The following is a 13620-nucleotide window of genomic DNA, read 5'->3' as shown; positions in this document are numbered from 1 at the left end:
CGAGGTAGAAGATACACTGATGAAATACAAATCAAGTTTTTGTGATTGAGAGGTGCGAGGATGAGCAACTTAGTGGATAAGTACAAGCAATCAGAAAATATAATAGATTTGGCTGCTGCATTATCAGAATCTAAGGAGTATGCTAAACGTGGTTATAAACTTGCTGATGATGCAGTTTCTTTGTTGAAACGTACAGTTGATTCAGTTTCAATGAGACTACAAGAGAATATTAACACTTTGGAAAAGAGCAATATCAATGAGCGGAATATCACAAAGAGTCTTTCAGTACAATTAGCGTCAATTAAGCAAAATTTTGAAGAAATGCCATATCAACTAAATATAGATTTAGAGGCAATTTCCAAAAGCTCGTTTTCAATAACACTTTTTGGGCGCACGATGGCAGGTAAATCGACTTTGATGGAAATACTTACTCACGGCAACGGTACGTCTATTGGAAAAGGTGCCCAAAGGACAACTAGAGATGTTAGAACTTATTCATACAACGGTATGATGATTACAGATGTTCCAGGGATTGCTGCATTCGAAGGGCAAGAAGATGAAGATATCGCTTTTGAAGCTGCAAAAAAATGCGATTTGATTTTATTCTTAATTACAGATGATGCCCCACAAGCCAGCGAAGCAGAGTGTTTAGATAAGATTTTGAGATTAGGAAAACCAGTGATTTGTATTATTAATGTTAAAGCAAATATTGATTTAGGAACAAATCCAAAAATGTTTGCACGTGACATTCAGAAAAAAATGGATATGACTAGATTAGATTCAATAAGAAGTCAATTTCTTGAATTTGGTACTCAGTATGGACAAAATTGGGATTACCTTCGCTTTGCCTATGTTCATTTAAAATCTGCCTATCTCTCACAACAGACTGAATCGGAGGTTAATGGTAATGACTTATATAAACTAAGTCGTTTTGGTTATCTTGAAAAATTAGTCATCAACGAAGTTATAAAAAATGGGAAGTTTTATAAATTGAAATCATTTTCCGATATTGTTGTTGTTCCGGTTGTTGATGCATTTGAGACTTTGTTTCGGCAAAGTGCACAAAATAGTGAGCAGGGCTCTATTTTAATAAGTAAAAAACGGAAATTAAAAAAGTGGACTATTGATTTTGAATCTGATGCAAAAAAGAGAATAGAATCATTATTATCAACTATTTCTGGTGAACTGCTAAAAGAAGTAGCTTCTTTTGCTGAAGATAATTATGATAACACTAGTGCTGAACATACATGGAAGAGCATACTACAAAATCATAACATAGAGTCACGTGCTGCAAGTCTATTAAAACAACTTGGAATGGAATGTGAAGAAGAACTTCAAGAAATTTGCAGAGAAATAAATTCGGAGCTCAAATTTTCACACGCGGTTTTTTCTGATAAATCAATCAATATGCCTTTTCTAATTGATGGGAAGCGTATATGGAATTGGGCTACTACACTGGTAAGTGGGGGGCTAATGATAGCTGGTTTGTTTGTTTCAGGACCCATTGGTTGGGCGGGGCTTGCTGTCGGATTAGTTGGTTGGCTTGGTTCATTTCTATTTAGCGATCGTGAAAAGAAAGTTCTTGATGCACGTAAGAGGCTGGAGAAAAAATTAATTACAAATCTCGATAAAATGATTAATGATTTAAAGAAGAAAATGCTTGACGTGTTATATAGAGATTTATTGAAAAAACAATTATATCCAACTTTAAACGCAATTGATGAAACAATCAACTCGGTTTTTATGCTATCAAAAACACAGCAGGATTTTGCTAAGGCCTTAAATGCAAAACTCAATGAAATGAACAGTGTATTAATTACTGAGGCATTAGATTATACAGGTTTTTCTGGTCTTGAATGGCATATTACGAATGTTGTAAGGATTCCTGGCAACGCGATGATGATAGTGCTTGAAGATGGTAAGAGATTTCCAAATGATGCAAGGAAAGCTTTATCTTATATATTAAAAGAGAAAGTATGGTTTGTTTTTAACACCAACAACCTAAAATCTATACTAACACAGGCGATTGGCAAGGGATGCGACAAAAATTCAATTAGGATTCAATACATAAATGATGAGCCTAGGATTGCACATATTCCTAATATAGATGATTTAGATGGGATTACAGTAAATCGTGTTCGATTAGCACAACAATTGACAGAATTACTAATTATGAAATAAAAAAGGAGGAGTTACAGTGAATAATCAAAATACTATTTCTTTAGCTATATGGACAGCTAAAAGCAAGGAGTTACTTGATAAAGTCATTAACGTACTAGATAAAATTGGAATTGAAAAAAGCCATTTGCCAAAAAACGTTTATGAAAGTGATAAACCTATAAGTCTTGTCTTTGCTGGCCAATATAGTGCTGGTAAATCTACTATTCTTAAAGCGCTTACAGGTATAAGTAGCATTGCAACAGGAGAAAAAATTACTACACAAGAACCACAGGTGTATGAGTGGAATGGTATAAACGTTATTGACACACCTGGCATTCATACTACATTACGCCCAGACCACGATGATATTTCCTATCGTGCTATTTCAAATGCAGATATGCTTGTCTATGTTATAACACACGAGTTGTTTGATTCATACATAGGACAAAACTTTAGAAAATTATTATTGGATAAGGATAAAGCTGGTGAGATGATTTTGATTGTAAATAAAATGGCTGATGTTGGAAATACAATAGAAAATCAGCTTATCAAACTAGAAAATCTAAAAATAGTTACTGATCCTTACACTCCAGAGCAATTAAGAACATGTTTTGTTGATGTGGAATCTTATTTGGATAGTTTAACGGAAGAGGATGCGGAAATAGCGGATGAATTACGCATTCGTAGCAATTATGAAGGGCTTGTAAGTACTATAAATGATTTTGTTAAAGAAAGATCCATTTCATCGAGATTAACAACTGCATTGTACAAGATATATGATGTTTTACAAAAAGCTATTACTCAATTTGAACCTTCATCTGGAGATGATGATGTTGATGCTCTTGAGGAACATTTACTTCAAGAAAGAAGAATATTGTTTTCTACTCAGTGGAGAATTGAACAACAAGTGAAAATAATATATGAAGAAGCAGCAACTAGCATTAGGGATAAAGGACGCAACATTGCCAATTCAATCTATGATTATTCAAATGAAAATGATGCAAATAATGCAATTGAAACTGCTTATCATGAAGTTGAAAAAATATCGTCAACCTGTTTGGACAATGTTATTTCGGAGCTGGAAAAACTATCATCTGATTGTAAATCTGAATTAGATGAATTCTATAAGACTGATTTTTCTAAAAATCTACAGTTTCGGCTTAGTGAGAAATATAAAAAAGGAAACCCACTAGTAAATCGTATTTTTAATTCTGATGTTTTGGCACAAGGTAGCAATAAGATTATTTCAAATACTATCGGAACAAATGCGACCGCCAATGGTTTGAGAGCATTTTCAGGTAGTAATATCCATCAAATGGTATTAGATATAGGTCACTTTTTTGGGCATAGTTTTAAACCATGGGAAGCTGTCAAGTGGGTGAAAGGAATAAATGTTGCTGGTAAAGTACTTGGGGTTTTCGGAGTTGTTTTTTCTCTTGGCATGCAAGCTAAAGAAGATGTTGATGCAGATAAGCGTCAACAAGAAATGAGGAGCAATAGAGAAAAACTTCGTGCAGGCTTTAATGATGCAGCAAACGAACTAGTAAAGCATTTTAATAAAGCAATAAGTGAATACTTAGCAAATAACTATCATTTGCGTATTTCTGAAATTGACAATCAGATTTCTGAAATAAGAAAGTTACGTATTGGAAAATCAGAAAATTATAAGTTGCTTGAAGCAGCTCAATCTGAATGTAGAGCCTTGATTGCTGATATTCATAAAGAAATGTGAATATTGATTGATATGGGGTGATCTAATGGAAAATGGATGTATATATTGTGGTATTACTGAGGATTTATCAAAGTCTGATATAATTCCAGATGCCCTTACTAATGCCAAGATAATAAATCCGAATGTATGTAGGATTGAGCATAATAATAAATTTAGTGATATGTTCGAGGATGAGGTTATCAAAAAACTGGCATTGATAACCAATGAACTTGATATTAAATCAAGTAAAGGAAAAAGATATGCATCTTATGAAGCAATAATTACTGTTGGTGATACTGATTATAATACAAAAATGTCCTCTGAAACTGAATTGTTTGGTGGAAACAAGAAGATGCGTAGTGTTGATGGAAAGTCTTTATTGGGTCCGATTGATGAAATAAAGAAAATTAAGGCTGCAGATGATACAAACGTCAGTGAAATTGATGTCAATCAGATAGAAATTGAAAAAAGGGTATCGCTAGATTTGTCAGTATTTTTTAGTAAGGCTATGTTTAGAATGGTAGCAAAAATTGCATTTGAATGGTACTGTGCAAAGAACAAAGTCAATTTAAAAAAAGATGAATTCGCAACAATTATCGATTTTATAACAAGCAACAAGGGAGAAAGAATTGTATCGATTGTTAGCAATCCTGAAATATATGCATTGTTCAATAATACAGTGAAATTTGGAAGTCATGCCCTATTATCATATGTGGCACACGATAACTCGATAAATGTAATTATAGATTTATTTGGTATTGCTATTTATAATGTACGAGTTTGTGACTTACCATTAGATGATTGTAAAAATAATGTGATATTCCAAGAATTGTCTCTTGATGCAAAACATATCAGTTTTGAAGATACTGATATTGAAAGCTTCCAGGAACATTTTATCAACAGTTTTGAGCAGAAAAATATAGGTCTTGGTTTAACAGCAATGATACCCAAAGACATGACAGACAATACACTTCAGTATAAACTGCTATATGTCACAAATTATAAATTATTTCTTGAAAAACTAAATCTTATTGCGGAGCCAACGCAAGAAGTAATAACTTTAATACTCAACAACATTCAAAAGTTACTACAAGAATCTGCTATTACAATAAGAGGATTAAAACGGTTTGTAAAAGAACATCAGAAACATTTTGAAGAAGGAATCAGGTTGAATCCCAAAGGAACAAATAAAAAATCTATTTTTATGTTTTATATGCTTTTTATAATTGGGCAGTCAAATGGACAAATAAAAAGTATGCATGATTTATATAGGGTTCTTAAGCGGAAATTTGCAAGTGATACAATTAACATTAATGATGAATTATCTAGTAAACTACATGAAGAAATGTTGGCGGTCGAATCAAATTCAGAGTTAATCAAAGAAGGTGCAAAAATTATTGAAGGCTGGGGTTTTGAATAAAAGTCGATATGTTCCCGCCTACCGATAGTGCCAAAAACGCAGTGGATATGTTTCCGAGAACGGACATACTCAAATGACATCAATTCTGTCCTCTCGAGCCATGTGGAGTGCGTAGTATTGATGTCAAGAGTGGATAAATAGAAGAACTGAAAATGCTTATAAACAAAGGGTTTCCAGACATTGAGTTATTCTCTCGGCTGCATTGCCAGAGGTGCTCATGTCGGGAAACCCTTATTTTTGTTGTTCGCGGTAACATATCAACTGCCCTAAAGGTGATAGGGTTGAGTTGACAGATTAGATAACGTCTATTTTTATAGCAGCTCTGAGGAGTAAAAATTTTTCGTGATAATTTAACTATCCCCCCCCAAAAATGCGGCTAAATATGTAATAATTTAAATAATTAGAGCTTGCTGGACGAATATTTTGGCATGGCTTAGTGACAAGTCGAATACAAGCTAAAATTTGATTCGTTCAGCAAGCCCTAATTAAACTTGGCTGTTTTGAGGGGGTTTTTATTTTGGTTACTAGAAAAGAAAAAAGAAATCGTGAAAAAGAAGCAAATTATTTTTTCGAGTTCCTTAAAATTCAGAAGCATTTTTTCAAAGACCTGATGAATAACCTAAAAAAGGTAGCAGACCACCGACATCAAAGCTATATCACTTATGGTCCAGAGGTCCTTTTATTTACGATGATGTTGAAAAATATGACCGGCCTAAAATCCATGAGAAACATGAGTGAGCGTTTTAATAAAGAAGAATGTATTAAAAATGTAGGGAAGGTGTTAGGCTTAGATTCTCTTGAAGAACTTCCACATTATGATACAATTAACGACTTTTTATCTGGCTTAGATGTAAATGAATTAGAAAAAATTAGAACGTATATGATTAAAGAATTATTGAAAAAAAGGTCTCTCGAGTCTTATCGAATTGAAGGAAAGTACTGGGGTGTCATCATTGATGGAACTGGATTACACACCTTTCATGAGAAACATTGTAAACACTGCCTGAGACGGGCATATACAAATAAAGAAACAGGAGAAACGAACGTACTTTATATGCACCATGTACTTGAAGCCAAGCTTGTCGTGGGGGATATGGTCTTCAGTATTGCCTCCGAATTTATCGAAAATGAATCAGAAAATGTTTCTAAGCAAGATTGTGAATTAAAAGCCTTCGACAGGCTGGCAAAGAAAATAAAAAAAATATTTAAAAGACTACCGATTTGTATCTTGGGAGATAGTCTCTATGCATGTGAAACGGTATTTAATCTGTGCAGGGCGCACAAATGGAAATATATATGCAGATTTAAGGAAGGGAGAATTAAAAGTATCTCGACGGAGTTTAAGGCAATAAAAGAGCTGGAACAAAGTAAGGATCAGAATTCATTAGTTTGGGTGAATGATATTGCCTACAAAGACAGAACGGTCAATCTGATGGAGGCCACAATGAAAACAGAGGATGGGAAATCGAAAGAGTATGTATTTATAACGGATATTAAAATCACGAAAAAGAACGTGGAACGACTCATCGCTGCAGGAAGAAGCCGCTGGAAGATTGAAAATCAAGGATTTAACGAACAAAAAAATAATCGTTACAATATAGAACATGCCAATAGCCAAAACTACACAGCCATGAAAAATCATTATTTATTAGTTCAAATAACAGATATTATTAGACAGCTGTTTGAAAAAGGTTCGTCAATCTTAAAAGCACTCAAAAAAACGGCAAAAGAAAAATCCTCAAATCTGTTGGAATCGTTTCGGACACGCATTTTAACAGACGAGGATTTCACCCATTTAAGTAAGCCAATACAAGTAAGGTTTACTTAATGGTTATATTATAGCAAAGGATGTGATGTAAAAAAAGGTTTTTTTGAAGTTATCCACAATTTTAAAAAAGAAATTTGCAAATTCGGCTCTTTTTGACTTTGAAAGCAGAAAAAATAGATGGAAAAATTTTCTAAATGTGGATAAGTCATTTTATCATAAAACATCTAAAAATTGATGAATTTACTCTTCAGAACTGTTTTTATAGGGGTTGAGTTGACAGGATTGATGTATAATTTATGTTTGGTTATCTTCTTGAAGTTCCTTCCCTTATCCATCCACCCTCGGCTGATCTTTATGAGTGCCTGGTTTGTATGTTGCATTAAAGACCATATCTAACAACCACTTTTTGAAAGACTGATTATTTTTGTTTCGTTTGTCGCTTTCAAAAGCTTCATATAGCTCCATGCCTGTTGAGATTGTGTTCATAATAGCCTCTATCGTAGCACGATCACTTTCGTCACGTGCATTTTGAGCATCGGAGTACTTCATAGCGTTTTGATATGCTTCGTCCCGGCTAACGATATCTGGCAAATCTGCAACTTGACGTCTGATTCTATCTTCATCTGTCCAATCACAGTCACCCCATATATCATGGAAAGTTTCAAGTATATGCGTTAATGTATCCAGTTCCGGTACGGGGATACCCACATCTGTGCTTACTGGTATTGGGTCAATTTCTGCATTTTCGTCCGCAAGAGAAATCGACATAGTTTCCTGTGCAACTACGCGGTAGCTTTCTAGATCGACACTTTCCAAAATGCCCTCTGCTAAGTCGTCTCCATTGTTTGGTCTCGGTAGTTTATTTACAAGAAGATTTAAAAATATGGATAACTTCTCCCAATCCACAGAGCCGTATGGCAATATAGCGGATAGGAAGTTATAAGTGCAGACAAAGGTCTTAGCACTGCTTTTGAATAAGATCTGCTCCTCCATTTCTAGGTCTTTATAATTTTCTACACAAGTATCAAGAATTGGGTCGAGTTTTTCTCTCTCAGCGTTATTTAAATATAATTCTACAAAGGTATCGACTTGCTGTTTCGTATAAACTTGTAAAGGCTCCATTTCATCGATCAAATCATTTAATTTGTTTGCGTCTGTTTCACCAGAAAGAATAGTAGTCTTATAATACCTTTCAAATGCCTTTTTAATGTCTTCTGGATTATTCGCAAAGTCTAAAATAAATGTATCGTTCTTACCGTTATAGCAACGATTAAGCCTAGACAGTGTCTGTACAGCTTTGATATCGGCAAGTTTTTTGTCTACATACATGGTATGTAACAGTGGTTCATCATAACCTGTCTGGAATTTATCAGCAACAATCAAAAAGCGATAAGGATCTTTTTTGAATGTTTTTTCTATTTTTGCACTCGGAAAACCATTGAGTGTTGCTTCGTTTACCGTTTGACCTTCCCAAACGACATCTCCAGAAAATGCGACTATAGCCTTGTATTGACTTTTGCGCTCTTTTAAAGAACGGTTTATTGCGTGGTAGTATTCGATAGCTCGTTTAATTTCACTGGTGACAACCATAGCTCTGGCTTGCCCGCCGATTTTCATTTGTACATCCGTGTGGAAATGTTCCACCATGATATTTGCCTTTTCTTGGATAGCATATTCATTCGTTTCAACGAAATACTTAAGGCGGCTTTGCGCACGTTTTTTATCGAAAAGCGGATCGTCCTCTATAGTTTTGATAATATGTATTTTAAATTCATATATCAAATTGACGTTTTTCGATTTGACACATATAATATATCATATCGAAGTTTTTAGATTTGGGGTGATGTTATGGACTACTACTTGGAGAACACGAAAGTGTTTAAAGCGTTGGGAGAACCCAAAAGAGCAATGATTGTAGATATGCTTTCCTGCGGGGAACTTTGTGCCTGCAATATTCTGGAGAAATTTGAAATGTCCCAATCCACACTTTCTCATCACATGAAAATCCTGTGTGAATGTGGGATTGTAAAAGCGCGAGAAGAAGGTAAATGGACGTACTATTCGCTGGATGATGAAACCATCAGTAAAACAAAACAGTTTTTCTGTGCTATCACTTCCAACAAGGAAAACTGTATTTGCAGAGATAACTCAAACTATTGTAAGGAGTGTAATGAAAATGAGTAAATGTTGTTGTTCTTCCGATAACTGTTGCCAGCCGCAGCCGAAAAAACCGATCAACATAGATTTTCTGTATCTGGATACGACCGTTTGCGGTAGATGCCAGGACACAGAAAAAGCACTGGATGAAGCAGTTTCCAGCGTGGCCGTGGTGCTTAATGCGGCGGGATATGAAGTTAAGGTAAATAAAGTAAATATTGCAACGAAGGAGTTGGCGATAAAGTATCAGTTTATCAGTTCGCCGACTATCCGCGTGAATGGAAATGACATCGCAGTAGAACTTAGAGAATCACTTTGTGAGGATTGTGGAACCCTTTGCGGAGATAATGTTGACTGCCGTGTGTGGGTATATAACGGTGTCGAGTATACTTCACCTCCAAAAGAATTGATTGTAGATGCCATCCTGCGCGAGGTATACAACACTGAGAAACGTGAGTCAAAGAACGAAGTCTATCAGCTTCCTGAGAATCTTGACACATATTTTAAAGCCAAGGCGCACAAGGATGAAGCTGAACTTCAAAAAAAGGCGGTAATACGCTATGAGCAAAGAGAAAACACAAGGAATCGGTTTCTTCGAAAAATACTTAACGGTTTGGGTCCTTCTTTGCATGGCGGTAGGTGTCCTGATCGGAAAGTTTTTGCCCGGAATCCCGGCATTTTTGGGACGTTTTGAATACGCGAACGTATCAATACCTATGGCGATTCTAATCTGGCTTATGATATATCCGATGATGCTGAAGGTGGATTTTCAAAGCATTAAAAATGTTGGGAAAAATCCTAAGGGGCTTTTTGTTACATGGATAACCAACTGGCTGATAAAGCCTTTTACCATGTTCGGCATCGCGTGGCTGTTTTTCTTCGTCATTTTCAAGGCCTTTATCCCCTCAGACCTTGCGAAAGACTATCTTGCGGGCGCAATACTTCTCGGAGCGGCACCGTGTACAGCAATGGTATTTGTATGGAGTTATTTGACCCGTGGCAACGCGGCTTATACCGTTGTGCAGGTGGCAACAAATGATATTATCATCCTCTTCGCTTTCACACCCATAGTTGCGTTTCTTCTGGGTGTTGGCGGTGTCACCATACCTTGGGACACTCTTATTTTGTCCGTAGTATTGTTTGTTGTTATCCCGCTGGCTGGCGGAATAATCACCCGTAATACCATCACAAAAAAGCGTGGTCCCGAGTATTTTGAAAAGAGTTTCATACCGAAGTTAGGAAATATCACGACCATAGGTCTATTGCTGACATTAATAATAATCTTTTCATTCCAGGGCGATGTAATTCTGAATAATCCACTGCATATTGTTTTGATTGCCATACCGTTGATTCTTCAGACTTTCCTAGTCTTTTTCATTGCATACCTGGCAAGCAAGGCTATAAAACTGCCCCATGAGATAGCAGCGCCTGCCGGTATGATTGGTGCCTCAAACTTTTTTGAACTGGCAGTTGCCGTCGCGATTTCATTATTTGGAACACAAAGTCCGGCTGCACTTGCCACCATTGTAGGGGTTCTGACGGAAGTACCTGTTATGTTGATATTAGTGAAGATAGCGAATAATACAAGGCACTGGTTCCCTGCGGAAAGGAGTGTTTAATATGAAGAGTAAAGAATATTTTGACCGAATATCAAACGAGTGGGATGAAATAAGACAATCTTTTTTCTCCGACAGTATCCGGGAGAAAATGTGCGAGGCTGCACAGGCAAAAGAAGGTTTGACTGCTGTTGATGTCGGCGCAGGTACCGGCTTTGTAACGCAGGAACTGCTTAACAGAAAGCTTCGCGTAGTAGCAATCGACCAGTCGCAGGAAATGCTTGATGTATTAAAGCAGAAATACAGTTCTGTCGGTGAGATCGTCTGCTTACAGGCGGATGCATATTCGCTTCCTCTGGAAAGTGACAGCGTCGATTATGTGATGGCAAATATGTTCTTGCATCATGTTGAAAATCCGGGTCAGGCGATTTCAGAGATGACACGCATACTGAAGCCCGGTGGTAAATTAGTGATTGCTGATCTGGACCGGCATGATTATGAGTTTTTACGCAAAGAACAGTTTGATGTCTGGCTTGGCTTTGAACGCTCGGATATCAGAAAATGGTTTACCGAAGCGAACTTGTCCAATATAAAAATTGAAGACTTAAATGAACAATGCTGCTGCGATTCCTGTGAATCCTGCAGTAGTGCCGCAATTAACATCTTTATTGCTTCAGCTGAAAAATCATCTATATAAAAGGAGTTGTTCTTCATGAAAAAAATGAAAATATTTGAACCTGCGATGTGCTGCCCAACCGGACTCTGTGGCGTGGGAGTAGACCCTGAACTTTTGCGTATCTCTACAGTGCTTGATACGTTAAAAAAACATGGTGTAATTGTTGATCGCTTCAACCTTAACAGTGCACCTGCTGAATTTATCAAAAATAAGACCATCAATGCCTATATCAATGAAAAAGGAACAGAGGGATTACCGGTAGTTATGGTTGATGATGAGATTGTTATTACTGGCCGCTACCCTACCAATGAAGAGTTCACCAAGCTGCTTGATCTTCCCGGAGATGTGTTGGGAGTGAAGAGCACGTCCGTCAAGGTGAAGGTTTCTAAGAAAAATTCTGGGGGATGTAATTGTAAGGGAGGTTGCTGTTAAGTGAATAAATTCGATCCGCAAAACATCCATTTAACGAAATATCTTTTCTATACCGGCAAGGGTGGCGTTGGTAAAACCAGCGTCGCCTGTGCCACCGCCGTTTCTCTCGCAGACAAAGGCAAACGTGTGCTGCTCATCAGTACCGACCCGGCTTCCAACCTCCAAGACGTGTTCTCGATTGAATTGAGCAACAAAGGTACGCCTATCCCCGGTGTGCCTAATCTATATGTGGCTAACCTCGACCCTATACAGGCCGCAGCTGAGTATCGGGAAAGCGTAATCGCGCCTTATCGGGGTAAGTTGCCAGCTTCTGTTATCGCAAATATAGAGGAACAGCTTTCTGGCTCATGCACCATAGAAATAGCAGCATTCAACGAGTTCTCTAATTTCATAACAGACGAAAAGGTTCAGAAGGAGTACGATCATATTATTTTTGATACTGCTCCTACTGGCCATACCCTACGAATGCTTCAGCTTCCTTCTGCTTGGAGCAGGTTCATAAGTGAAAGCACGCATGGCGCATCCTGCCTCGGTCAACTATCAGGTTTAGAGAGCAAAAAATCGATTTATCAGCAAGCTGTGGAAACATTGTCGGATGGCAGTCAGACTACATTAATACTTGTTACCAGACCGGAAACTGCACCATTTAAAGAAGCTGAACGTGCTTCCAATGAATTGTTTGCGTTAGGTGTTAACAATCAGATGCTGGTTATCAATGGATTATTGATGGAGCATACAGACGCTCTATCAAACAGCCTTTACGAAAAACAGCAGGCAGCTATATCTAATATGCCGAAAGCCTTAAAGGCGTTTCCAATCTATATAGTACCTTTACGCTCGTATAATGTCACTGGTTTGGAAAATGTGCGTGCTTTACTTACTACCGACTATGTCCCTACTGAGCCACGAAAATTGAATACTGACCATATTCCTTCGCTCAGCGATGTGATAGATGAATTAGCAGCAGAAGGCAAGCGCGTCATATTTACGATGGGTAAGGGCGGTGTAGGCAAGACCACCGTTGCGGCTGCTGTTGCGTTAGGACTTGCAAATCGAGGAAAGAAAGTCAACCTTACCACTACTGACCCGGCTGCGCATTTTAAATTTGTGATAGACGAAACAAGTGGTATATCTATGAGCCATATTGATGAAGCTAAGGAGCTTAAAAAGTATCAGCAAGAGGTGCTCTCCAAGGCACGCGCTTCTGGTATGAGCGACGAGGATATTGCCTATATCGAAGAAGATCTTCGCTCACCCTGTACACAGGAGATAGCTGTTTTCCGTGCATTTGCGGAATTAGTTGACATGGCAGACGATCAGGTTGTAGTTGTTGATACTGCTCCCACAGGTCATACCCTGCTCCTGTTGGAGTCCACAAAGAGTTATAATCACGAAATAGAACGTACTAAGGGCGAGATACCCGAATCGGTGGCGCGATTGTTGCCGCGGTTGAAATCAGACGAAACCGAGGTCATTATTGTAACCCTACCGGAAGCGACTCCCGTTTATGAGGCTCTCCGTCTTGAAGATGATTTAAAGCGCGCGGGTATCGCCGCTAAGTGGTGGGTGGTCAATCAGTCACTTTACGGCACGGATACGACAAATCCCATACTGATGGCTAAGGCAACTGGCGAAATAGAATGGCTCAACCGCATCAATGAACATGCAAATGGAAAGTTCGCACTGATTTCATGGAGTCCTGAAGATATCAAGGGTGAACGCTTATTGGCGCTGTAAGGA

The 13620-nt window shown here is 37.6% G+C and carries 11 protein-coding genes; 10 read left to right on the top strand and 1 reads right to left on the bottom strand.

The window, feature by feature from the left end:
• The first annotated feature begins 60 nt into the window (after window positions 1-60).
• From NSS95_RS13205 to NSS95_RS13190, 4 genes are all read left to right on the top strand, one after another.
• Window positions 61-2181: a GTPase domain-containing protein gene (locus NSS95_RS13205; RefSeq protein ID WP_211062261.1), complete on the top strand. Its 2121-nt coding sequence runs from the start codon at window positions 61-63 to the stop codon at window positions 2179-2181.
• A gap of 16 nt (window positions 2182-2197) precedes the next feature.
• Window positions 2198-3892, top strand: coding sequence for a GTPase (locus NSS95_RS13200; protein WP_211062262.1), 1695 nt, complete (start codon window positions 2198-2200; stop codon window positions 3890-3892).
• Between the two features lie 25 nt (window positions 3893-3917).
• The gene (locus NSS95_RS13195) at window positions 3918-5291 is read left to right on the top strand and encodes a hypothetical protein (RefSeq protein WP_211062263.1); all 1374 of its coding nucleotides are present in this window, start codon (window positions 3918-3920) and stop codon (window positions 5289-5291) included.
• A gap of 517 nt (window positions 5292-5808) precedes the next feature.
• A complete protein-coding gene (locus tag NSS95_RS13190) occupies window positions 5809-7119 on the top strand; it encodes a transposase family protein (protein ID WP_014095824.1) in 1311 nt (436 codons plus the stop codon).
• Window positions 7120-7386: 267 nt separating this feature from the next.
• On the opposite strand, the gene NSS95_RS13185 is transcribed toward NSS95_RS13190, so the two are convergent.
• On the bottom strand, window positions 7387-8841 hold the full coding sequence (locus tag NSS95_RS13185; protein WP_211062265.1) for a type I restriction endonuclease subunit R: 1455 nt from the start codon (window positions 8839-8841) through the stop codon (window positions 7387-7389).
• A 66-nt stretch (window positions 8842-8907) separates the two neighbouring features.
• Here NSS95_RS13185 and NSS95_RS13180 point away from each other — a divergent pair, with 66 nt between their 5' ends.
• Genes NSS95_RS13180 through arsA form a run of 6 tightly spaced genes read left to right on the top strand, consistent with a single transcriptional unit; the run spans window position 8908 to window position 13617 of the window.
• The gene (locus NSS95_RS13180) at window positions 8908-9243 is read left to right on the top strand and encodes an ArsR/SmtB family transcription factor (protein ID WP_017551006.1); all 336 of its coding nucleotides are present in this window, start codon (window positions 8908-8910) and stop codon (window positions 9241-9243) included.
• Entirely contained in the window at window positions 9236-9910 is a 675-nt protein-coding gene (locus NSS95_RS13175) for a DUF2703 domain-containing protein (protein ID WP_328229000.1), read from the top strand. The genes NSS95_RS13180 and NSS95_RS13175 overlap by 8 nt, the downstream gene beginning before the upstream one ends.
• Window positions 9801-10835, top strand: coding sequence for an ACR3 family arsenite efflux transporter (gene arsB / locus NSS95_RS13170; RefSeq protein ID WP_328229001.1), 1035 nt, complete (start codon window positions 9801-9803; stop codon window positions 10833-10835). Before NSS95_RS13175 ends, arsB begins: the two co-directional genes overlap by 110 nt.
• A 1-nt stretch (window position 10836) precedes the next feature.
• A complete protein-coding gene (locus tag NSS95_RS13165) occupies window positions 10837-11469 on the top strand; it encodes a class I SAM-dependent methyltransferase (RefSeq protein ID WP_034836703.1) in 633 nt (210 codons plus the stop codon).
• Between the two features lie 15 nt (window positions 11470-11484).
• On the top strand, window positions 11485-11880 hold the full coding sequence (gene arsD / locus NSS95_RS13160; RefSeq protein WP_017551002.1) for an arsenite efflux transporter metallochaperone ArsD: 396 nt from the start codon (window positions 11485-11487) through the stop codon (window positions 11878-11880).
• A complete protein-coding gene (gene arsA, locus NSS95_RS13155) occupies window positions 11881-13617 on the top strand; it encodes an arsenical pump-driving ATPase (RefSeq protein WP_046721801.1) in 1737 nt (578 codons plus the stop codon).
• Window positions 13618-13620: the final 3 nt, after the last annotated feature.

The organism is Weizmannia sp. FSL K6-3076, assembly GCF_038007245.1.
GTDB classification, from domain to species: Bacteria; Bacillota; Bacilli; order Bacillales; family Bacillaceae_C; genus Weizmannia; species Weizmannia faecalis.
Note: the sequence above shows the minus strand (reverse complement) of the source record. Positions and strands in the feature narration are given on the sequence as shown.

What these genes read in the sequence shown, in the direction of transcription:
- NSS95_RS13205 (WP_211062261.1), top strand. Translation starts at nt 61, where the DNA reads ATGAGCAACTTAGTGGATAAGTACAAGCAATCAGAAAATATAATAGAT.
- NSS95_RS13195 (WP_211062263.1), top strand. Translation starts at nt 3,918, where the DNA reads ATGGAAAATGGATGTATATATTGTGGTATTACTGAGGATTTATCAAAG.
- NSS95_RS13180 (WP_017551006.1), top strand. Translation starts at nt 8,908, where the DNA reads ATGGACTACTACTTGGAGAACACGAAAGTGTTTAAAGCGTTGGGAGAA.
- NSS95_RS13175 (WP_328229000.1), top strand. Translation starts at nt 9,236, where the DNA reads ATGAGTAAATGTTGTTGTTCTTCCGATAACTGTTGCCAGCCGCAGCCG.
- NSS95_RS13165 (WP_034836703.1), top strand. Translation starts at nt 10,837, where the DNA reads ATGAAGAGTAAAGAATATTTTGACCGAATATCAAACGAGTGGGATGAA.
- arsD (WP_017551002.1), top strand. Translation starts at nt 11,485, where the DNA reads ATGAAAAAAATGAAAATATTTGAACCTGCGATGTGCTGCCCAACCGGA.